At 49.7% G+C, this 22,384-nt stretch carries 14 protein-coding genes and 1 other annotated feature; of the genes, 5 read left to right on the forward strand and 9 right to left on the reverse strand.

All coding sequences use genetic code 11. The annotated features are described in order from the left end of the window. Positions 1-97 precede the first annotated feature (97 nt). Positions 98-1,231 (reverse strand): MFS transporter, encoded by a 1,134-nt coding sequence (locus tag QZQ46_RS03305; protein WP_296826803.1) that lies wholly within the window; start codon positions 1,229-1,231, stop codon positions 98-100. A 178-nt stretch (positions 1,232-1,409) separates the two neighbouring features. On the opposite strand from QZQ46_RS03305, the gene QZQ46_RS03310 reads away from it, so the two are divergent. Beyond that, on the forward strand, positions 1,410-2,291 hold the full coding sequence (locus QZQ46_RS03310) for a LysR family transcriptional regulator (RefSeq protein WP_296826805.1): 882 nt from the start codon (positions 1,410-1,412) through the stop codon (positions 2,289-2,291). 452 nt (positions 2,292-2,743) lie between these two features. Here QZQ46_RS03310 and QZQ46_RS03315 read toward each other — a convergent pair whose 3' ends face one another. Further along, the gene (locus QZQ46_RS03315; protein ID WP_296826807.1) at positions 2,744-3,517 is read right to left on the reverse strand and encodes a PhzF family phenazine biosynthesis protein; all 774 of its coding nucleotides are present in this window, start codon (positions 3,515-3,517) and stop codon (positions 2,744-2,746) included. Positions 3,518-3,527: 10 nt separating this feature from the next. After that, positions 3,528-4,634 carry a pyridoxal phosphate-dependent aminotransferase gene (locus tag QZQ46_RS03320; protein WP_296816334.1) on the reverse strand — a complete coding sequence of 369 codons (1,107 nt, stop codon included), beginning with the start codon at positions 4,632-4,634 and terminating at the stop codon, positions 3,528-3,530. 110 nt (positions 4,635-4,744) lie between these two features. Here QZQ46_RS03320 and QZQ46_RS03325 point away from each other — a divergent pair, with 110 nt between their 5' ends. Beyond that, complete coding sequence (locus QZQ46_RS03325; RefSeq protein WP_296826809.1) at positions 4,745-5,614, forward strand: LysR family transcriptional regulator; 870 nt, start codon at positions 4,745-4,747, stop codon at positions 5,612-5,614. 205 nt (positions 5,615-5,819) lie between these two features. Here the strand turns inward: QZQ46_RS03325 and QZQ46_RS03330 are convergent, their stop codons facing one another. Genes QZQ46_RS03330 through QZQ46_RS03340 form a run of 3 tightly spaced genes read right to left on the reverse strand, consistent with a single transcriptional unit; the run spans position 5,820 to position 8,923 of the window. Then, on the reverse strand, positions 5,820-6,467 hold the full coding sequence (locus QZQ46_RS03330; RefSeq protein WP_296826811.1) for a ComF family protein: 648 nt from the start codon (positions 6,465-6,467) through the stop codon (positions 5,820-5,822). Positions 6,468-6,491: 24 nt separating this feature from the next. Then, positions 6,492-8,651, reverse strand: a complete 2,160-nt coding sequence (locus QZQ46_RS03335; protein ID WP_296826813.1) for an ATP-dependent RecD-like DNA helicase — start codon at positions 8,649-8,651, stop codon at positions 6,492-6,494. Beyond that, a complete protein-coding gene (locus QZQ46_RS03340) occupies positions 8,651-8,923 on the reverse strand; it encodes a chorismate mutase (RefSeq protein ID WP_226869919.1) in 273 nt (90 codons plus the stop codon). The genes QZQ46_RS03335 and QZQ46_RS03340 overlap by 1 nt, the downstream gene beginning before the upstream one ends. A 206-nt stretch (positions 8,924-9,129) precedes the next feature. Here QZQ46_RS03340 and QZQ46_RS03345 point away from each other — a divergent pair, with 206 nt between their 5' ends. Beyond that, positions 9,130-10,584, forward strand: a complete 1,455-nt coding sequence (locus QZQ46_RS03345) for an amino acid permease (protein ID WP_044503586.1) — start codon at positions 9,130-9,132, stop codon at positions 10,582-10,584. A 149-nt stretch (positions 10,585-10,733) separates the two neighbouring features. Beyond that, positions 10,734-10,976: a binding site (T-box leader), on the forward strand. Positions 10,977-11,045: 69 nt separating this feature from the next. After that, on the forward strand, positions 11,046-12,281 hold the full coding sequence (locus tag QZQ46_RS03350; protein ID WP_296826817.1) for a hypothetical protein: 1,236 nt from the start codon (positions 11,046-11,048) through the stop codon (positions 12,279-12,281). A 106-nt stretch (positions 12,282-12,387) separates the two neighbouring features. Here the strand turns inward: QZQ46_RS03350 and QZQ46_RS03355 are convergent, their stop codons facing one another. Further along, positions 12,388-13,494, reverse strand: coding sequence for an NADH-dependent flavin oxidoreductase (locus QZQ46_RS03355; protein ID WP_296826819.1), 1,107 nt, complete (start codon positions 13,492-13,494; stop codon positions 12,388-12,390). 312 nt (positions 13,495-13,806) lie between these two features. Beyond that, positions 13,807-17,301 carry an autotransporter outer membrane beta-barrel domain-containing protein gene (locus tag QZQ46_RS03360; RefSeq protein WP_296826825.1) on the reverse strand — a complete coding sequence of 1,165 codons (3,495 nt, stop codon included), beginning with the start codon at positions 17,299-17,301 and terminating at the stop codon, positions 13,807-13,809. A 185-nt stretch (positions 17,302-17,486) separates the two neighbouring features. On the opposite strand from QZQ46_RS03360, the gene QZQ46_RS03365 reads away from it, so the two are divergent. Beyond that, complete coding sequence (locus QZQ46_RS03365; RefSeq protein WP_225069253.1) at positions 17,487-18,725, forward strand: RNA-guided endonuclease TnpB family protein; 1,239 nt, start codon at positions 17,487-17,489, stop codon at positions 18,723-18,725. Positions 18,726-19,123: 398 nt separating this feature from the next. Here QZQ46_RS03365 and QZQ46_RS03370 read toward each other — a convergent pair whose 3' ends face one another. Further along, on the reverse strand, positions 19,124-22,198 hold the full coding sequence (locus QZQ46_RS03370) for an autotransporter outer membrane beta-barrel domain-containing protein (RefSeq protein ID WP_296826823.1): 3,075 nt from the start codon (positions 22,196-22,198) through the stop codon (positions 19,124-19,126). Positions 22,199-22,384: the final 186 nt, after the last annotated feature.

The following is a 22,384-nucleotide window of genomic DNA, read 5'->3' on the forward strand; positions in this document are numbered from 1 at the left end:
CAAATGGGATATCCTGACTCCATTATAATGGGAGCCATCATAACATAACAAATACATTTATATTATGTCTTGTCATGTTTTTTAATTATATCTGCGCTTATGATACATCGATTCCTATGACCGGATTCATACTGCGCTTCCGGCATTGCCCCCAAAAAAGAAGGGCGGCTGCAGCCAGAAAAAGCAAGCCTCCGTAAATAACGAATTTCGTGCCAAAAGAATCAATAAACATGCCGCTTACCGTCGTAGCTGCCATGGTTCCGAGATTAACGGCCGTAAGGAAGAGGCCGTTGGCAAAATCAGGAGCCTCCGGCGCCGCGTGAGAGAGCCAGAATTGGTTGATGTTGGCGTTGATACCGGCCAGGACTCCCCAGAAAATCGTAAGGACGGCCACCATCAGTTCGCCGTCCCCTCCCGTAAGGAACAGAAGATACACGGCTCCCAGCAAGAAGGGAAAAAATTTCACCGTATCTTCGGCCCGGCTGGAAAGAAGGTGTCCGGCCGCCATGCTGCCAAAGATGGTGCAAAGGCCGTAGCCAAACAGGAGCAAACTGACAAGGTTCGGCGCCAGCCCGACAACATTGGTCAAGTAGGCTGCCCAGTAATTGAAAACGCCAAAGACCGAGCCGTTCAGGAAGAGGATGGCAAAAATAGAGGCCCAAACCATGGGCTTTTTCAACACGGCCAACTGTTCTCCATAAGACAACCGCCCTTCTGCCGGCATGGAAGGAACAAATAAGGCCGTCGCCATCATGACGAAAAACGTCACAAGGGCAAAGAAAGACATGGAAACGGATAAAGAAATATGTTCCGCCAGGAAATTACTGATCGGGACGCCGACGACCATGCCCGCCGACACACCGATGTTTATTTTTGCCACCGCCTTCGGCGCCGCTTTCACACCGGCCACTTCCGCTGCCATCGTAAAAGCCATGGAGCAGTAGACCGGATGGAAAAAAGCAGGAATGACCCGCACGGCCAAAAGCAGATTGAAATTCTCAGCAAAAACAGAAATGGTATTGCATATCGTAAACAATCCCAACACCAACAGCATGACATACTTACGGTTAAACCGGGAGAAAATAAGAGGCATGACGGGACCGGAAAGGGCCACGCCCAAAGCAAAGAGGCTGATGAGCAGCCCGGCGTGGACGATCGTCACATCGTAACGCTGCGCAATATAAGGCAGAATCCCAATAAAGCCCATCTCCGTATTAAGGATGCCGAACACCCCTGCCATTAGAATAAATATCAAAAGACGCTTGTTCACTTGCAAAGCATCACTCCTTTCTCGTTGATGGATTAAGGATATCACAGAAAGCCAAAAATAACTAATACCTATAACATTTATCTGGACATAATTGGATTACATATCTGACTCTGTTATAATGGTAGCAGAGGTGATGGAAATGGAATTTCGTGTCTTAAAATACTTTTTGGCAGTTGCCAGAACGGAAAATATCTCTCACGCCGCAGAAGCCATGCACGTATCCCAACCGGCATTGTCCCGGCAGCTCATGGATTTAGAAGAAGAGCTCGGCGTGAAACTCTTAGTCCGGGGCAATCGAAATACTACACTGACAGAGGCCGGTTTCCTGCTCAAAAAACGAGCTGAAGAAATTGCTCAACTCGTCGATAAAACCGTAGATGAACTGTCCCATGCTCAAGAAGGCGTAAGCGGCAGCGTCCGCATCGGCTGCGGCGAAACAGCCGGCATGAGGGTCGTAGCCCGCGCAATCCAGTCTTTACGAAAAGAGTATCCCAACATCCACTATCAGTTTCAAAGCATGGATGGCATGGTCGTAAAAGAGCAGCTAAAGAGAGGGACCTTGGATTTTGGCGTATTGATACAGCCTGAGACCCCACAGGATTATCCCCATATCGAGCTGGCCCACGAAGATGTCTGGGGTGTACTGATGCGAAAAGACAGCCCGCTGGCCGCACACACGACCATTCGAGCCGCAGACCTGGAAGGACTCCCCTTAATCGCTTCCCGACAGGCGCTGACTGCAAGAGAACTTAGCCTATGGTTTGACAAGGACGAAAGCGAACTCAATATCATCGCCACGTACACCTTGATTTACAACGCCTCTCTCTTGGCCGAGGAAGGCGTCGGCTACGTGCTGTGCCTGGACCGCCTCATCCAACTCCCGAAAGACGGAAATCTCGTATTCCGGCCGTTAGAACCCCAAAACATCTGCCGCATCTTCTTTATCTGGAAAAAGAATCAACTCTTTTCAGAAGCCGCCCGATTATTAAAAGAAAAAGTGATGGAATTGTCCGAAACATAGTCTGCTCTAAAAAGCCCACTTCCATCAAGATATGAGTTCCCAACTACAATATCATCATCGCAGCAAAACAAAACCGACCGCCTAAAGTCAGACCAACAATCTAACCTTAGGCAGTCGGTTAATTTATGCGAATATACACAGATACCGTGCCTATATTATTATAAATTCCTATTACGGTGCTCCGCTGGCCATGACCAAGCCGATTACCTCTGCAGCACCCTTCCGCTTCAAGGCTTTGGAACAGATTTTAAAGGCCCGGCCGGTCACAAGTAGAGCTAATCAAAGGTATTTGTCTTCAATATAATAAAAGGATTACAGAGGTTTGGAACATCCTGTGTTCACGGCTATACAATTACCAGGCTTGGCCGGTACAAATTATGAACATCCCAAAAAGAACTTTCTGTATCGAATCCGATTCGTTATTTATTCGGTGTACTTTTTCGCAATATGTTTTACACAAAAAGCTCCGCCTCCGCAAATAGTGCTGCTCTACCGCGTATTACCGTGTGTTCTCCGGCATAGCTGCAATACAGCACCCCTCCACGTGCGGATGCCTGATATGCGATAAATTCCGTTTTTCCGGTTCTATCCGCCCAGTAAGGAATGACATGGCAATGCCCACGTCCACAGACGGGATCTTCTGCTACATTGCATTTTGGCGCAAAGGAGCGTGTTACGCAATCATACTCATTACCGAGGGCGGTGATGTGCAAACAAACCCCCTCCATCTGTCGAATCAAATCTTGATTCGGGTGAACATTTTTAACCTGCTCTTCATTTTCTAAAACGCATACCATATCAGCCCCACAGTAAGCCTCAACAGGTTTTACTCCCAAAGCCGCTGTCATTTGTTCCGTGACGGGAACCGGCTGCAACTGAAAAGATGGAAAATTCATCACTAGCAAATCATCTTGTTTTTCTACGGTCAGAATGCCGCTAAGTGTATGGAAGGTCACTGTTTTCAGTTTGGGCTCTACAAAACGAGTAATGACATAAGCCGTAGCCAGCGTTGCATGGCCGCACAGTTCTACCTCACCGCCGGGAGTAAACCATCGCAGATGATAAACCGCTCCTTCTTTTACAGCAAAAGCTGTTTCAGAGAGATTATTTTCAACGGCAATATTCTGCATAATCTGATCATTTAACCACGTATCCATCACACAGACAGCGGCAGGGTTGCCTGTAAAAACTTTTTCTGTAAACGCATCCACTACATATTGTTTCATAATTGCCTCCTTATTTTTTTCGATTGAAAAGGTATTCACTGACCAATTGAATGCACTTTGGGAAACTCTTACGGCACAGGCCGATACGAAGATATTCATCCGATTTTTCCAGCACCGAAGAAGGAACAATCAGCACGCCGGTATTCTCCAAAATTTCCATACAGAATGCCATTGCACTTTGCTTTCCCTTTAATTTCACATATGCCATGGTGGCACCCTTAGGTGGAACATAGGAGAATATTTTTTCGTGTTGCTTCACAAACAGCGCCAATAGCTCGGCATTGCGATGGACAAGGGCATTATTACGCTGTATGATAGCATCTCGTTTATTCAGCAGCTCCCTTGCAATCCATTGACACGGCAGATTGGAGCACGTGCTGGTAAAATGGCGGTAATCCAGTAATCTATGCATGAGTCCCGGATTTTTGGTCGCTATCCACCCCAGCCGCAGTCCAGGAGCCGCAAAGGTTTTAGAAAAACTGCCCAGAACAACCGAATTTTCATACAAATCTGCAAATGAGGCATCCGAACAACTTTCCTCCATACGGAGAAAACGATATACCTCATCAGCTATCAAATAGAGATTATACTCACGACACAACGCTGCAATAGAAGCCATTTCACGGTCTGTTAAGCAGGCGCCTGTTGGGTTATGGGGATAATTCAAAATCAGCAGCCGAGTCTGCTTAGTAATTTTTGTTTTCAGCGTTTCCAAGTCAAATTCCCAGTTTTGCTCAAAACTAGGGCGATATTCGATAATAGAGCACCCAATCTCCTTTGCGATGACGGAAAGAGACTGATATGAGGGTGTTTGTACTACGATTTCGTCACCTGGTTTCAACAGCGCACGCATCGTGACATAGATGGTTTCCTCGCCACCGTTCATGACAGCAATTTGGTCAGGTGTGACGTTTTCATAGAGTGCAGACAGTTGCTCTCGTAGTAGCAGATATCCCTTTCCCAGTGCATAGCCCAGTGGCTCATCTGCATAGTCGGAAAGGTCGGACACGACGTCCTTCAGCGATAGGGATTCCGGGTCGGAACTCCCCATCATGTATTTAGATTTCGATTCATATTGGGTGAAATAGGCATCCACTAGAAACTTACTCATATCCATAAGGAATTCCTCCAATGCTTGTGTTTTGTATGAGATTATTATATACTCAGGGATATAAATAAGTAAAATCGATGTTTATTATTATAATATGTAAAAGGATTATTTGAAGAATGCAGAGATACATTGCTCTTTTGAAAATAATTGAGGTTGGTAGTTTTACAAAAGCGGCTGACCTTTTGGGCTACACCCAGCCGGCTCTCAGTCAAATGATTGCTTCACTGGAAAAAGAGTTGTCCATCAAAATTCTATATCGTTCCCGTTATGGTATTCGCCTAACACCAGAGGGAGAAAGGTTGTATCCATCCATGCAAAACGCGGTAATACAATACCAGACCATGCGCCACACAGCAGATGAAATCCGAGGACTGGATTCCGGCATCGTGCGTATCGGAACGGTTTCCAGCGTATCTTGTCACTGGTTGCCTGGCATCATTCGTAGATTTTGGCAAAAATATCCGAATATTCAGATTGTGTTACACCAAGGTGACTATACGAGCATCTCAGAATGGGTACGTACTGGGGCAGTAGACTTTGGCTTTGTGAATCCTAACGCCGTCAAAGGAATGGAAACCACGTTCATCAAGTCCGGTGAATTTCGTGCAGTACTTCCGAAATATCATCCCTTGTCTGAAAAACAGTCCCTGTCCCTTAAGGACTTAGCGAATGAACCGTTTTTGTTACTGGAGGAAGGCGCATATAGTGAACCTTTAGAGGCTTTTCATGCGATAGGTATCACTCCAAATATCAAACTACGTGTCCATGACGATTATTCTATCCTGTCTATGGTAGAGCAAGGGTTAGGCATTTCTATCTTGACTGAACTTGTACTGCGCAAGACAAGTTATGAGGTAGTGGCACTCCCCATTGACCCTGTAATCATCAGAACTATGAGTATTATCACAAAAGATAAAAACACACTGCCACAAGCGAGTAAAAAATTTATTCACTATTTATTAGAAGAAAAAAATTCTTTATACTAATTTTTTAATTTTTCATCTTTAAAGGTCACCCATATACTCTTTCTCCCTACGGGAAAACCACTGCCAACTTCCATCAAGATGCGTATCCGTATAGGTTCAGATTTATAGCATAAAATAGACCTCCTAAAGTCAGACCAAAGATCTAACCTTAGGAGGTCGGTTTATATTGTGAATGAGTAGGAATAAGTCAGGCAGTATTGTCCTATTACGGGGCCCCGCTGGCCATGACCAAGCCGATTACCTCTGCTGCCCCGTTTCGCTTCAAGGCTTTGGCACAGGCCTCGAGGGTTGCACCGGTGGTGAAGATGTCGTCGACAAGGAGGATATGCTTGTTCTTAACATCGGCTGTTTCTCGAAGGCCGAAGGCTCGATGAACGTTTTCGGAGCGCTGGCTTCTGGGCAGGTTCCACTGAGCATCTGTGGGACGCAAACGCTGGAGGATGTCGGCCCAGCGATAATGATCGTCAGCCCATGTTTTGAAAAGGCTTTCGACCTGGTTGAAGCCGCGGCTTTTCATTTTCTCCGGTGCTAAGGGCACGGGAACGACCATATCGATGGCTTTCAATCGTTCGGGCCAGGGAAATCGTTCTAATAAGACGCGGCAAGCTTGGCATTTTCCCTCTCTGCCCTTATATTTAATATCGTGAATCAGACGGCGCATAGCCCCGTCGTAGTCGGCCAAACAGTAACAGGCGTCGAGGGCCTTCAACTGTCGGGAGCGGTTGATGCGCCGCGGATACCAGACCGACGCCAGGCACGACGGGCACCAGTCGCCGTCGCGCTTCATGAGGATGCCGCAGGCCGGGCAGGTCGGCGGATAGAAGAGGTTGGTAATAAGGGTGAGCAGTGACATAAAAATGCCTCCTGTCGCAAAATATTACGTAAGCAGCTCTCCTTGGAGCCGCGGGATGAGCAGCGTAAATCGCCGGCTCGTCCGCTGATTCTGAACGGCCGTTTGGACGGCCCGTTTAGTGCCGACTAAGATGACTTTTCGTTTAGCCCGGGTGACGGCCGTATAGAAAAGGTTTCGCTGGAGCATGATGGAATGGCTGTTGACCAGGGCCATGATGACCGTATGGTATTCGCTCCCCTGGCTCTTATGGACGGTAATGGCATAAGCCAGGGTGATTTCATCGATTTCCGCGCCTTCATACTTGACGTCCTGTTCGGGATAACGGACGTAGACCATGTCGTGCTGTACGGCAAAGATTTGACCGATGTCGCCGTTGAAGACGCCTTTTTCATAATCGTTGTGCTTCTGCATGACCTTGTCGCCGACGCGGAAAATCATGTGGCGGCCCTTCAATTCGCCCTTCCCCAAGACGGGCGGATTGAGCCGTTCCTGAATGAGCTGGTTGAGGTTATCGACGCCGCAGGGATCCTTGTACATAGGAGACAATACCTGGACGGCAAATTCGTCGCCTGTTTCCTCCACTTCACTGCGATACAAAGCGCTGATCTGCGTCGCCCCGTCGGCTTCAGTCTCGATTTCGACGAAGCGGAATTCCAGATCTTCGTTGACCACCGGCAGGCGGCCGTTATTGATGAGGTGAGCGTTGGTGACGATGCGGCCCCCTTCTTTTTGACGGAAAATCGTGTCTAAGCGGACGACGGGAACCGTTTCCGAGGCGATGACATCGTGGAGGACGGCGCCGGCTCCGACCGACGGCAATTGGTCGGCGTCCCCGACAAGGATGCAACGGCACTGGGGCTTCAAGGCATTCAGTAAGTGGTACATCATTTCCATGTCGAGCATGGATACTTCGTCGACGATGACTAAGTCGGCCGGCAATAACTTCGTTTCATTGTATTCAAAGGACTGGACCTTGCCGACATGGCCGTCGGGAATGAGGAGTCGATGGATGGTCTTCGCCTTTCGCTGCGTCGTTTCGGCCAGTCGCTTGGCGGCCCGTCCCGTCGGCGCACAGAGCAGGATGCGCAGGCCTTCTTGTTCGGCCAAGCGGATGATGGTCTGAACGACGGTCGTCTTCCCCGTCCCGGGGCCACCGGTAATGACGGTTATCCCCGATTGAAGGGATTTTTCGACGGCTTCCCGCTGCTTGTCTGCCAGTTCAAAATGACAGGAATCCTGCCATCGGTCCAGAAAGAGCTGAACATGCGTTTTCATAGAAAGAGGCTTCATGGCAGCCATCTCACGGATGCGGTCGGCAATATATTCTTCCTCTTCATAGGCTTCCGGCGTATAGACGTAGACCGTCCCCTCAAAATCCGCCGTCCGTAATTGCCCCATATCGACGGTATCCTGTAAGATATCGTGGAGGCACAGGGCATCAGCCTGCAGGAGAAAGGCCGCCCGCCGTACCAGCTCGGCATCAGGAATGCAGACGTGGCCGTTTTGGGTCATAGTCTGAAGAACGTAGGCCAGGCCGGCGCTGAGGCGCTGCGGCGACTGGCGGTCCATGCCGTACGCCAGGGCAATCTGGTCGGCCGTCTTAAAGCCGAAACCATCGATTTCATGAATCATCCGATACGGTTCTTCGGTCAGGACGTATTTCACATCGTCACCATATTTTTGCAGGAGCCGACCGGCATAGCGTCCAGCGACGCCGTGTTGTTCCAGGTCATAGGCGATGTCGTTGATCTGTTTTTCTTCGTAGAAAGATTCCGTTATGACGGCCAATTTTTTAGGGCCGATGCCTTCGATTTCAAGTAAGCGCTGAGCGTCCTTTTCCAAAATGTCCATCGTATCCTTGCCAAAGTGGGCAACGACGCGGTGGGCCAAAGCCGGCCCCATTCCTTTGACGGCGCCGCTTCCGAGGAAGCGTTCGATGCCGTCGAGGGATTCGGGAATGACGCGGCTCCAACCGTCGGCCGCAAACTGGCGTCCATAGCGCTTGTGCTGGACCCAGTGGCCTTTTACTTCTAGGCGGTCGCCGACGAGGGGTTTCGTCCCGTGACCGGTTACGGTATAAGTCGTATCGTCGCTTTCATCGTGGAGGCGAAAGACGCGGTAATCCGAATCGGAGGCTTCAAATAAGATGCGTTCGGCAATGCCTCGTACAATAAGTTCTTCCATCATCCTATCCCCATGTGTTCCCGTTCATATTTTTTGCTTTCATCCATGATGCACTGGTAGATGCGGCGCAAATAAGGAGCCAAATTTTTCTGCTCCGTCAAATTAGAAATCTTATCCAGCACCTGCCGTTCCCTCCGCGGATCATAGACTTCCATATGGTGTTCTTTTTTATAAGCGGCAACGGCAGCCACGACCTGCATGCGCCGCTCCAAAATCTTGGCCAGCTCCCGGTCCAATAAGTCAATCTCCCGGCGGCATTCTTCTAATTCCATAAGCTATCCTTTCCTTTTACGCATGGTAATACTATTATTATAGCGGAAAAGCCCCTAAAAGGCTATAAACGTTTCGCTACCCTATATAATTCTTGCATAATTGCAGAATATTTATTTGTCATCGACGCCAACATCCTATATAATATATTCGTATGAGTTTTTTTAGATTCTAGTTATCAATTTAATACAAAAGGTTGTGATTTTGCATGGAAGAAACTCAACAGCAGCAGCAAAAGCTGCGCCGCAGTCTGAAAGCCCGCCACATGAACATGATCGCCATCGGCGGTGCTATCGGCACCGGCTTGTTTGTCGCCGGCGGTGAAACAGTCAGCACTGCTGGGCCGGGTGGGGCACTCGTCGCTTACGCACTCATCGGCATCATGGTCTATTTTCTTATGACGGGACTGGGTGAAATGGCTTCATACCTTCCGGTCAGCGGCTCCTTTGAAACGTATGCCAACCGCTACGTCGACAAATCCCTGGGCTTTGCCCTGGGCTGGAACTATTGGTTCAACTGGGCCATTACCGTTGCCGCCGAACTCGTCGCCGGCGCCCTCATCATGAAGTACTGGTTCCCCGACGTACCGGCAGCCCTCTGGAGCGGCCTGTTCCTAGTCATCTTATTCGCCCTCAACTACCTGTCGACCCGGTCGTACGGCGAAAGTGAATTCATCTTCGCCGGCATCAAGGTCCTGACGGTCTTGATCTTCCTGTTTACAGGGACCCTCTTGATTTTGGGCCTCGGCTCTGAACCGTCACCGGGCTTCGTCAACTGGACCGTCGATGAAGCGCCCTTCGTCGGCGGCTTCACGGCTATGTTGGGTATCTTCATGGTCGCCGGCTTCTCCTTCCAAGGGACGGAAATGATCGGCATTGCCGCCGGTGAAAGTGAAGATCCGGAAAAGAATGTCCCCCGTGCGGTCCATTCGATTTTCTGGCGTATCCTCATTTTCTACTTAGGCGCTTTTACGGTCATCGGCTTCCTCATTCCTTATACCGATCCGAACCTGCTCAATACGGATATCGTCAACATTTCCATCAGCCCCTTTACGCTGGTCTTTGAACGCTTCGGCTTAGTCGCCGCCGCTTCGATCATGAATGCTGTCATCTTGACGGCCGTCCTTTCGGCCGGCAACTCGGGCCTCTACGTTTCCACACGTATGCTCTACGCCATGGCTGAAACGGGGCAGGCTCCGAAATGCTTCCTCAAACTGAATAAGCGCGGCGTCCCGTCGTATGCCTTATTTGCAACGGTCGTCTTCGGTTTGGCCGCCTTCCTCACGTCCCTCATCGGCGAAGGAAAGGCCTATGACTGGCTGGTTAACATCAGCGGCATGGCCGGCTTCATCACTTGGATTGGTATCGCCATCTGCCACTATCGCTTCCGCCGGGCCTATATCGCCCAAGGCAAGGATCTGAAAGACCTGCCGTATAAAGCAACCTGGTTCCCCTTCGGCCCTCTCTTGGCATTGATCATGTGTATCATCGTCACGGCCGGCCAGAACTACTCGGCCTTTACCGGTGCCGAAATCGACTGGTACGGCGCCAGCGTCGCCTACATCGGCATTCCTGTCTTCCTGGCAGTCTTCCTCTATCATAAATTTAAACACAAGACACACCTCATTCCGCTGAAAGAGGTTGACCTGTCGCGTGATAAGTAATACCGAGACCGTCCGTCATGGGCGGTCTTTTTCTTTGCTCAATACTTTAAACTTAAACGTTTATCTATTTATTTTCAAAAAAATATTACTTTTCTTCCTTGACTTTTTAAGTTCTCGGTGATATCATAAGCCCATCAACAAAAAACGCCATAAACGCGACGACGCAAAATAGTACGTTCGAACCCCTCGTTTTCAGAGAGCTGCCGGCCGGTGCAAGGCAGTACAGGAGCCGAACCGAACTCATTGCCGAGCGGAGACGCTGAACGAAGTAGGCCGACACGGGAACTCCCGTTACAGAGCATGGATATCGCCGATGGCCGTATCCGAGAGTGCATCCGAAAGGATGAAACAGAGTGGTACCGCGGAAGGACATAACGCCTTTCGTCTCTTAGCAAATACCCTTGCAGAGAGACGAAAGGCGTTTTCGTTTCTCTCCCTGTCCATCAAAGGAGGAAACCATTATGGCCAATATTTCATCGATTAAAACGGCATCCCTCAGTATGTGCTTTTCCGTCGGCGCCGTCCTGTTCAGCTCTCACGCCGGCGGCGGCTTTGCCACAGGCAATCAGGAAAACGTCTACTTCGTCAGCCTGGGCTGGCTCGGTCCCATTACGGCGATCATCACCATGCTGCTCTTTACCCTGACCATCAAAGAAGCCATGAACATGTACAATTCGCGGCACCTCACCAGTTACCGCCAGTTATTCCAGAACTTATACCGCCCCTTTACGGGCATCGAATACTTCTTTGAAGCCTTCTTCTATATCATGGTCTTAATGGCCGTATCGGCTACGATTTCCGGTGCCGCTTCCGCCATCAACGCCCAAACCGGCCTCAACTACTACGCCGGTATCGGTGTCGTCGGCATCATCATCTTCTTCCTGACCATCTTCGGCGCCGGCCTGGTCCGCCGGGCCACGACCTACATGGGCATGGCCATCCTGGCCATGGTCGCCATCATTTTCTCGGTCGGCATCTATACGGCAGGTTCCGTTGAAGGAACCCAGGCCTTTACAGCCGTCATGGCCCAGGACTTTTCCGCCAACGGTTTCAGCAACGTCCCGACAGCCATTCTCCACGCCTTCACCTATGCCGGTTTCCAGTGCGTCGTCATCCCGACCATGATTGTCGTCGGCACTCCCTTAGTCACCCGTAAGAACTGCGCCACGTCGATGTGGATTTCCTTCGCCATGAACGCCGCTGCCCTGACCTTAGCCGTCGTCATGCTCTTAGGCTGGTCCGGCTTCTACGGTAAATCGACGCTGCCGACCCTGACCAGCAGCCAGGCTATGGGCTTACCGTGGCTGACCATCGTCTACAGTGCCTTCCTGATGCTGTGCCTCATTTCCACCGGCGTCACGACAGTCTTCGGCTTCACCGCTCGTTTTTCGGAAATCAATATCCTGAAAAAAATCAGCTCCCGCTCGGTCATCCGCGCTGCCATGGTCACGGCTTTCATCATCATCGCCTCGATGACCGTTTCCATCGCCGGCCTGACCAATATCATCAAATACGGTTACGGCTACTGCGGATACGCTGCCATCGCCATCATCATCGTCCCCTTCCTGACCATCGGCCGCTATAAAAATAAGCGCTATGCCAGTGATAAGGAATACCGAGCCCGCATCGACAGCATGAACGAAAATCCGCAAACGGCCCAGGCTTTCAAACCGACTGCCGAAGCTGCCGGCCACTAATTGACGATCACTCAAGGTATCCTCAAAAGAAAATCCCGCTCACAGACAGACAAAATGCCTTGCATCCACAAAGGTGCAAGGCATTCTTTATTGCTTATGATATTTTTTATTCAACTAAGCGGTCAGGTACTTTCAGTTTCATGAAACCGTATGTGCCGTTGGCAATCATCAGCAAGTCCCGATCCTGTACGTTGAGTTTCTGACGGATTTCAGCATCCCGATTCGCCAAAATCTTGGCGCTCCAATTGGGATCGATGAGGGACGAGCAGCCGGCAGCGACGATTTCCGAATGAGCCAGTGCCGCTTCTACGTCGGCACGAGTGCGAACGTCACCGACGGAAATGAGGGGCACGCGGCCGCCAATGGCGTCGTGGACATAGGCCAGCATCGATTTTTCCTGGTATTCCGGAAGGTTGGTCTTGCGGTCATAACGGGTCAGGGAAATATGGAGATAATCCAATTTCTTATCGGCCAGTTTATCGACGAGCCACAAGGTTTCCTTCAAATTGAAGCCCGGATCCGTTTCTTCTCGCGGCGAAAAACGGTAGCCGATGATAAAGTCGGGAACGTTCATGGCATCGATGGTTTCAATGATGCCATCGACGACGCGTTCAATAAAAGTATAGCGCTTTTCAAGGCTCCCACCCCATTTATCGGTGCGGCGGTTGGAATGGGGCGAAAAGAACTGGTGCAGCAAGTAGTGGTTGGCACCGTGGATTTCTACGCCGTCAAAACCGGCTTTGACAGCTCGAACGGCAGCCTTTTTAAAGTTTTCGATGATTTCTTCAATTTCGTCGTCCCGCAGTTCCCGCGGCGTTTCGGCACCTTTCTTGGCAGCGGCGACGGCGCTGGGGGCTACAGGCTGTTCGCCTTCGATGGTCTTGCTGTCGGTCATGCGGCCGGCATGGAAGATCTGAAGGATGGCCCGCGTGCCGTCCCGTTTTATCGTCGAAGCCAGTTTGCTGAGGTTGGGAATGAAGGCATCATCATCGACGCTTAATTCCCCGGTCCAACCCTTGCCATTGGGCTGGATATAGGCTACGCCCGTAACAAACATGCCGACAGCACCGGTGCGCATGCCGTAATAGGCGATTTCGTCACCCGTGACCGTGCCGTCATAATAACTCATGCGCGTCGTCATGGGCGGAATGGCCAAGCGGTTCTTTACCGTAAGGCCCCGTCTGAAAGTAAGGGTATCCGTTAAGTTAGTCACTGTCTTCACCTCTCTTGAAAGATTATGTCAGTATACGTTTAATAGAGGCACGCCATCATGCCGGCCTTTCGTTCTCAGTCCCGGTCGGACGCGCTTAAATTCGACGATTCCCGTCGGAATTGAATGTAGCCGTCATAACGGTGCCTGCATCGTACCATCTAGCGTGGTTTGTTTTATCATACCCCAGGCCCTCCAAACCGTCAAGAGAAGTCTCACTCCAAAATAATTATCAAGCTTCATAAAAATACCCGATATCAGAGGGGTTTCCTTGATATCGGGTATTTTCGTTTATTCAGTTTGTTGCTGTACGCCTTAATGGAAGCGCCAGGTCATGCCGGCATTGAGTTCCCATTCATTGTCGTAGGAGCCGTTGAAGTTTCGTTCAAATTCAAGCCACAGGCTGCGGTCGTTGCTGAATTCGGCCGTAATGCCGGCGCCGATATCGTACCACGTATCGTGGTCGATCTTATCGAAGCGCAGGCGTTCCAAGCCGTCAATAGATGTCAGGTTATAGGTGCGATTCCCGGCAAATTCATGGAGAATATCGGCCTTGAAGTACCAAGCCTTGTTAGCGTCGATGTCACGGCCGAGGCGGAAGCCCAGTCGGCCGATGAGGCTGTGGACGCTGTCGAAGTCCTGGCCGACGCCGTCATTGCTCCGGAAATCGTATCCGTTAATGTGCGTATATTGGAGCTGACTCTGAGGTTCGATATACCAGGCATCGTTCAAGACCTTCTTGCGGCCCCATTCGACGCTGGCCTGCTGGTACCAGGTACCGAAGGAGCTCTTCGATTCGTCACCGTCGAAAAGTCTTGCCATCCCTTCGCCGTTCATCTTCCCAATGCGACCGACGACGTCGAGGTAATGGCCGTTCTGTCCGAACCAAGTCCGGTACAAGCTGCCCGTATAGCCTTTGTATTTCCCATTTCCTTCATCAAAGGAGGTTTGGCTCTTGAGGTAACTGAAGGACAAGCCCTGACGAAGAAGGCTGCCATCATCTCCGTTCACCGGATCGTCGTAGCCGAGTTCAAAGCGGTTGCCGTGGCCGTCATAGCTGTCGCGGCCGATATGGCGGTAGGTCCAGCGGGCCCACATGCCCGAATTTTCTCCGGCGGCATAACGAGCTTCACCGAGTCGCTTATTAAGGGTATCCATATGGGTCGCTAAGTCGAAGAGGGCCCGATTCTGTACGTCGGCGGCCGGAACGACGTTGCTTTCAACCCTATCGACAGCCGTGAAATACCAGTCCGTCATATCGTCCGTCGTTTCATGAGTGAGTCCGATAACGGGGTCATAAAGATGACCTTTATGGGCGATGCGTCCCTGAATGGAACTGGTAAGGATGGCGTCACTATTATATAAAGAGGCGATATACAAGCGGTCATTGACGGTCATCTTATCGAGGTTCATGGCCGACGAATCAGCAACCACTTTCTGCGTTCCCGTGGCGCTGTCGGTCACGGTCACATAATCGCTGTTGGCCGTCGCGCCCTTCCTTCCCTGGTTGGACAGCCAGTCCAAATCCATGGCCAGCGTGCCTTCACCGGAAAGGGTATTGACCGTTAACTGCTGACCGGTCCGGCGGCTGTCTTTCATATTGACGGTGCCGTTATTGGTAAGGCTGGTCAAAGAGCTATCGCCGGTTACATTCCAAACGGTCCCATTCTGAAGGGTCAAGTCCAGCGTCCCCGTGCTTTCATCGGTACCGTCTGCTGCTCGATTGCGATAAGCAGCACGAGTAAGGTCTGCGCCATCAGACACGGTCGTCGTCCCGGTCAGGTACGAGCCGGCCTTATTGAGTTCCAGCGAAACAGTGCCGCCGTCGGCAACGATATGGCCTTCAATGTATTTCGCTGCATCAGCTGCAGTCGCCTCGATGACACCGCCACCGGCAACCCGTAAAGCCGTATCGGTGCTGTGAATCTTCAAAGGGCCGTTGAAAGTGATGGTACCGTCATTTTGAGCAACAGCGCCATCAGCACCGTTCAGGGCGGCTTCTCCGCCGACGGTGATAGTACTGCCGTCAGCCATAAGTCCCGTCGCCGTGCTGGTGATCGTCAAGGGACCGTTAAAGAGGATTGTTCCGCCATTTTCAGCGATAGCTCCGTCGGCTGCAGTAAGGACAGCTGCCCCGTCGAGCGTGATCCTGCCCTCATCGGCCGTAAGTCCCGTCGCCGTGCTGGTGATCGTCAAGGGACCGTTAAAGAGGAGCATTCCGCCATCTTCAGCAAGGACTCCGTCGGCCCCATTCAGGACAGCTTCACCTGCGACAGTAATACGACTATTATCGTCGTCAGCGATAAGTCCGATATCCGTACTGCGCATGGTCAAAGGACCTTTAACGAGGAGAGTTCCGCCGTTTTGGGCGATAGCTCCGTCAATAGCCTCGACATCAGCAGTACCGTCCAAGGTAATATTTCCGTTATCAGCCGTAAGGCCTACAGCACTGCTATTAAGCGTCAGGGATGGGCCGGTAAAGATAATTTTTCCGCCATCGGTAACCACAGCTCCGTCTGCCGTATCCATGACGACCTTCCCACCAAGAGTGATGCTGCCGCCGTTGTCAGCATAGGCTCCGACAGCTCCCTTATTCGAAATGGTCAGAGTCCCCGCGGTGGCCTTAGCCGTAATATCAGCCTTCCCACCATCGGCATAGAGATTGGCAATTGACAGAGCCAGACTATCCGCTCCCGTCGTCGAAAGGAGCATATCGTTACCGGCTTTCAGGTTTACCCTGCCCTTTGCATAAACGACAGGCGCTGCAACGCCGATATCCAAGGTCATGTCGTGACCTGCCGTGATATCAGCCGTACTGCTCTCATCGGTATCAATCAGACTAACCGCTTGGCCGCTCTTGGTACTGACGGAAATATCATTTCCGGATCCTACCGTGACAGACGCCCCCTCCTTAAGGTCAAACATTTTTACCGACTGGGCATATTTCAGAATAATATCATGTCCGGCATCGATAGATGCCTTGCTTCCAGATTCTAAAACATGAACAGGGTTCGCATTTTCCGTCTGATTATTATAGATAATATCGTTCCCGGCCTTAAAATTGACTTCCCCCTTCTCCTTACCAAATACAACACGATTCACACCTTTATTATTGAAGCGGATATCATTATCGGCAGATAGGCTCACTTGACTCTGATTCTCCGCGTGAATCATCTGATTCGTACCGTACTTTGGATTCTGACCATACTCCTGATTCAATATCACATCGTGATCAGCATGTATATTCGCTGTTCCCTCCTCTTTAAGCTCTATGATAAAACTCATGCTGCCATTCGTTACAACGACATCCTTCCCTGCCGATAGAGAAAGAACACTCTCCTTATCTCGAATAAAAAGCGGTGAAAAATCATTATTATTTTCAATCTTATTAAATTCAATATTGTTTTTCGCATCAAGAGAAATGGTATGGCCTTCCCCCCGAGAAAAGATAGCAGAAACCTTATGGAAGTTGCTAACTATATTGTCGGCATTCGTAATCGCAACTTTATTATCATTTCCGCCTGAAAAATTGATAAAAAAACCACGGTCCCCGGTGGTCAAAGAATGTCCATCCATATCGAGGGTAAAGGACTTATTGCCTTGACCACTCGCGCCAATAATCGGCCAACTGTCGCTAGGATCGTTGTTATTGATTGTCACATCTCCGGTGGCCTTGACTTTTTCGTCATTCTTATCCACCGTAACCCCATATTTCCAAGGCGGAAGGGTATATTCATCGGATATCGCCTCTCCCTCCGTCCAAAGGGTGGTACTGGCATAGGAACCGGCCACCGGCATAGCCAGCAGCATGGTCAAAATACAAGCTCGTAATACATTCCGTTTCTCAGTTTTCATTCAAAATGCGGGCAGGATACTCCGACCTCTTAGGTTTGGGAGGAATGCCCGCTTCACCTCACTTTCTTAAACGACTAGAATTTTAGTAAAATATATGATATGGTAGTTTTGATGAAAGTAATATAATTTTAGAAAGGCCGGTGAGAAAAGTGTACGACCTGACCAAAACGATAAAACTTCGCATCCATGTTTCGCCAGAACAAGAAATCCTGTTTCGTCAAATGACGGAGCGTTATCGTCAGGCCTGCAACTTTGTGTCACAACACATCTTTGATAACCATTTCTCTTTGGCTTACCAAAACCTTAACAAAGAGCTATACAGCGATCTTCGCAAACAGTTTGGGCTGAAGTCACAGCTTGCACAGTCATCCATCAAAACGACTATCGCTCAATACAAAACCGTCAACGAGCAACTCTTACACTCCCCTTTTAAATACAAGGACCAAGACGGTACCTGGAAATACATCACCAAAACGCTCGAATGGCTTTGGAAGCCTATATGCTTCAAGCTCCCGCAGGCGGATTTGGTTCGCAACCGCGATTACAGCTTCGTTGATGACGGAAAAATGCTGTCTATCAACACCCTTGGAAAACGAACCCGTTGTACCTTTGAAGACAAGCCTTTCGTGGAGTACCTTAATGGCTCGTGGAAGCTCGGTACGGCAAAACTAGTTGAACTCAAAGGACTGTGGTATCTTCATATTTCGATTACCAAAGCGGTTGAGTCCTTCCGGAAAGAGAACGTCCGCCATATTGTCGGTATAGACCGTGGCCTTCGTTTCCTGACTGTCAGTTATGACGAACAAGGCAAGACAAGTTTTGTTTCTGGGAGAAAAATTGCAGCCAAACGACACAAGTTTCTCAAAGTCAGACAACAACTTCAATCCAAAGGAACAAAATCTGCAAAGCGTCGGCTCAAAGCCATTTCAGGGCGAGAGAACCGTTGGATGTCTGATGTAAATCATCAGATTTCTAAGACACTCGTCGAGAAATACGGCAAAGATACATTGTTTGTGCTGGAAGATTTGACGGGTATCAGCTTTGAAGAATCGAATCTCTCCCAGCATACAAAGGTGCAGCGCAGTGACCTGCGGAGCTGGCCTTTCTATCAACTGGAGCAATTCCTGACCTACAAGGCTCACGAAAATCACTCTGAGGTGCTGAAAATCTCGGCAAAATATACATCGCTACGCTGCCCAAAATGCAACATAATCCACAAAGAAAACCGTGACCATAGTAAGCATCTGTATCGCTGCCAATGTGGGTATCAATCCAACGATGATCGAATCGGTGCGATGAACATCCAGCACCTCGGAATTAGGTGGATTTTGGGAGATAATCACCCTCGTTACGAGAGGATAATAACGGCCTCGGAGTAAATCTCCCCGGCAAAACGGGCATAGTCAACTGTCCGATGATGTAGGCAGAATTAGGGAGACATCTCCAGGATGTCGCGACTACCTATGCGTTTCTGACTTACAAGCCACCTATTCTATAAGCGGTGGTAGTTGACTGTATCCTCTCCGAACATAAAAAACCCGAAATTCGTTCATTTTATTAAAGTATAAATTACTTTTGGTCATTTATCTATATACTTTTGTAATGTATAGGTCATTTATATGTATAATATTTGTAAGTTTTATGATGATACAATGTATTTTCCGATATTTTTTCTGTTATATATGTATTTTTTAAACGAAAAAGTCCCCGATATCAAGGTATTTCGCCTGATATCGGGGATAATAGTTTATTTATTCAATTGTTTCCCTTATTTTCCTTAATGGAAGCGCCAAGTCATGCCGGCGTTGAGTTCCCAATCGCGGCCATAGGAACCGTTGAAGGTTCTTTCGAATTCAAACCACAGGCTTCTGTCATGACTCAGTTCGGCCGTGATGCCGGCACCTACGTCGTACCATGTATCGTGGTCGGTCTTATCGAAGCGCAGGCGTTCCAATCCATCCACGGAACTCAGGTCAAAGGTGCGATTGCCGGCAAATTCATGGAGGATGTCGGCTTTGAAGTACCAAGATGTATAGGCGTCAAGGTCTTTTCCGAGGCGGAAGCCTAAACGGCCGATGAGACTGTTCATGCTGTCGAAGTCTTGGCGGATGCCGTCACTGGTCCGGAAGTCGTATCCGTTGATATGCGTATACTGGAGCTGGCTCTGAGGCTCGATGTACCACTGATTATTCAAGGCTTTCTTGCGGCCCCATTCGACGCTGGCCTGCTGGTACCAGGTTCCGAAGGAGCTCTTCGATTCGTCACCGTCGAAGAGTCTCGTCGTCCCTTCGCCGTTCATCTTTCCAATGCGGCCGACGACGTCGAGGTAATGTCCCTTCTGTCCCAGCCAGGTCCGATAGAAGCTGCCCGTATAGCCCTTGTATTTCCCATTTCCTTCATCAAAGGAAGTCTGACTCTTGAGGTAACTGAAAGATAGGCCTTGGCGAAGGGTACTGCCGTCGTCTCGCTTGTCGGCGTCATCGTAGCCGAGTTCAAAGCGATTGCCGTGGCCGTCATAGCTGTCGCGTCCTAAGTGACGATAGGTCCAGCGGGCCCACATGCCCGAATCTTCACCGTCGGCATAACGAGCTTCGCCGAGGCGTTTATTGAGGGTATCCATATTGGTCGCAAAGTCGAAGAGCGTCCGGTTCTGTACGACAGCTGCCGGAACGACGTTACTTTCGACCTTATCAACGGAGCCGAAGTACCAATCTGTCGTATCGCCCGTCGTTTCATAGGTCAGGCCGATGATGTAATCATAGAGGTGGCCTTGATTGACATTGCGCTGTTGAATGGAGCTGGTGAGGACGGCATCGCTGTTATTGAGTTCGGCGACATAGAGGCGGTCGTTGACGGCCATCTTATCGAGGTTCATGGCCGACGAATCAGCAACTACAGTCTGCGTTCCCGTTGCACTGTCGGTCACGATCACATAATCGCTGTTAGCCGTAGCACTCTTGGCCCCCTGATTGGACAGCCAGTCCAAATCCATGGCCAGCGTCCCCTCACCGGAAAGGGTATTGACGGTTAACTGCTGACCGGTCCGGCTGCTGTCTTTCATATTAACGGTGCCGTTATTGGTAAGGTTAGTCAGGGAGCTATCGCCAGTTACATTCCAAACGGTGCCATTCTGAAGGGTCAAGTCCAGCGTCCCCGTGCTTTCATCGGTACCGTCTGCTGCTCGATTGCGATAAGCAGCACGAGCAATGTCTGCGCCATCAGACACGGTCGTCGTCCCGGTCAGGTACGAGCCGGCCTTATTCAAATCGAGAGAAATAGAACCATTGTCGGCCACGATATGGCCTTCAATGTATTTAGCCGAATCCTCTGCGGTCGCCTCGATGACGCCGCCGTCGACAGCCTGTAAAGCCGTGCCGCTACTGCGAATCGTCAAAGGTCCATTGAAATGGATCTTCCCGCCATTGGCGGCTACGGCACCATGCCCGACTTCCATGACGACGGGACCTTCGAGGGTAATGCTGCCGCCGTTATCGGCATAGGCACCGACGGCACCATCATTTGAAATGGACAGGGTTCCGTCAATGACCTTCGCCGTAATCGTGCCGTCGTCGGCATAGAGATTGGATTCGAGGGGATTTTCCCCATCTTTGCCGGCCGTCGAAAGAATCATATCATTACCGGCCGTCAAATTGGCCTTGCCGCCTGTATCGACATGGACGTTAGGGGCTGCGACGCCAATCTTTAGCACCATATCATGACCGGCTGAGACGTCAGCTGTACTCCTGGCATTCACGGCAATCATACTGAGCTCATCAATAGCCCCCGGCGTGTCAAAAATGAGGTCATGATTGGCCCGGACCGTCAATTGCGAATCGTCACGGGTTCGCAGGGTTCGCTGGGCATTGCTAAAAAAATTACGACTTCTCAGAGACAGAGACGAACCATACATGCTGTAAGCACTGGGAGTCAAAGCCAAGGTCTTCACCTTAAAGATGATATCATTGCCTGCCACGACGTCTGCCGAAGAGCCGTTCTTGACATTAAACAGATTGGTCGAGTAGAGACTGTCTATAATCAGGTCGTGGCCGGCCTTGACGTGAGCCTCCGTCTCATCCCCCAAATAATAAACGGGGTTGCTGTTTTCATGATTTTGATAATGGATAATGTCACGACCGGCTTCGATATGTATCACGGCTTGATGGCCATTTACTTCATTAGGATTCCCATCGCTATTAAAAATAATGTCATTGCCGGCAACGAGATGCGCCCTCCCTTGCTTCTCAACATAAACCATAACGACGTCATCTTTATTGTTCATGACAATATTGTTCCCGGCTGATAAGGAAAGGTCATTATCACCGCCCCAATAAATGATAGGATATTTGTCTTCAATCGTATCTTCTCTGGTTAAGCGAATATCTTCCGCAGCCTCTAAGGAAATGACATGTCCCGTTCCGGTAGCATGGATATCATGAGAGAGATGAGACGTGCTGACGATATTTTTTGCATTTTTAACGATAATCTTATTATTCTTCCCCTCGGTTAAATTGACAAACGAGCCGTAGTCTCCGGAAATAAGGCTATGCCCCTTCATATCGAGGGTAAAAACCTTGTTAGATCCATCCGTAGCTCCAATAATAGACCGGTTCGTATCGTTGGTGGTATCTCCGTCCGCAGCCTCCGTATTAGAGATAATCACATCATCCACGGCCTCAACATCTCTTGACTGTCTAAAAAAAATGGCGTTGTTTCGCCCCTCAATATGGTATTCACCACCGATTTTATCACCGGACAAGGGATAATCTTCTGCCGCCCAGACTCCGGTGACGGGCATAGCCATCAACATGGTCAGAATACAAGCTCGTAGTACCGTTTTTCTCTCTTTTTTCATAGTTTCGTCTCCACTGTAAACATTAAAATATCGGAACTTTTTTATCTAATTACATTGTAAATCATATCGAATTATAAATCTACACGTATTTGTTATTATTTATACTTTTAATTGTATTAAAATTGTTTTCTGGCTCTTTGTCAAATATTGGGGTGCCAACTAAATCATCCACCGCGAATGGACGTG

This window comes from uncultured Megasphaera sp. (assembly GCF_900539295.1).
In the GTDB taxonomy this organism is placed as follows: Bacteria; Bacillota; Negativicutes; order Veillonellales; family Megasphaeraceae; genus Megasphaera.

Coding starts and splice junctions, on each gene's coding strand:
- QZQ46_RS03310 (WP_296826805.1), top strand. CDS start 1,410: ATGGAATTTCGTGTCTTAAAATACTTTTTGGCAGTTGCCAGAACGGAA.
- QZQ46_RS03315 (WP_296826807.1), bottom strand. CDS start 3,517: ATGAAACAATATGTAGTGGATGCGTTTACAGAAAAAGTTTTTACAGGC.
- QZQ46_RS03320 (WP_296816334.1), bottom strand. CDS start 4,634: ATGGATATGAGTAAGTTTCTAGTGGATGCCTATTTCACCCAATATGAA.
- QZQ46_RS03325 (WP_296826809.1), top strand. CDS start 4,745: ATGCAGAGATACATTGCTCTTTTGAAAATAATTGAGGTTGGTAGTTTT.
- QZQ46_RS03330 (WP_296826811.1), bottom strand. CDS start 6,467: ATGTCACTGCTCACCCTTATTACCAACCTCTTCTATCCGCCGACCTGC.
- QZQ46_RS03335 (WP_296826813.1), bottom strand. CDS start 8,651: ATGGAAGAACTTATTGTACGAGGCATTGCCGAACGCATCTTATTTGAA.
- QZQ46_RS03340 (WP_226869919.1), bottom strand. CDS start 8,923: ATGGAATTAGAAGAATGCCGCCGGGAGATTGACTTATTGGACCGGGAG.
- QZQ46_RS03345 (WP_044503586.1), top strand. CDS start 9,130: ATGGAAGAAACTCAACAGCAGCAGCAAAAGCTGCGCCGCAGTCTGAAA.
- QZQ46_RS03350 (WP_296826817.1), top strand. CDS start 11,046: ATGGCCAATATTTCATCGATTAAAACGGCATCCCTCAGTATGTGCTTT.
- QZQ46_RS03360 (WP_296826825.1), bottom strand. CDS start 17,301: ATGCTGCTGGCTATGCCGGTGGCCGGTTCCTATGCCAGTACCACCCTT.
- QZQ46_RS03370 (WP_296826823.1), bottom strand. CDS start 22,198: ATGAAAAAAGAGAGAAAAACGGTACTACGAGCTTGTATTCTGACCATG.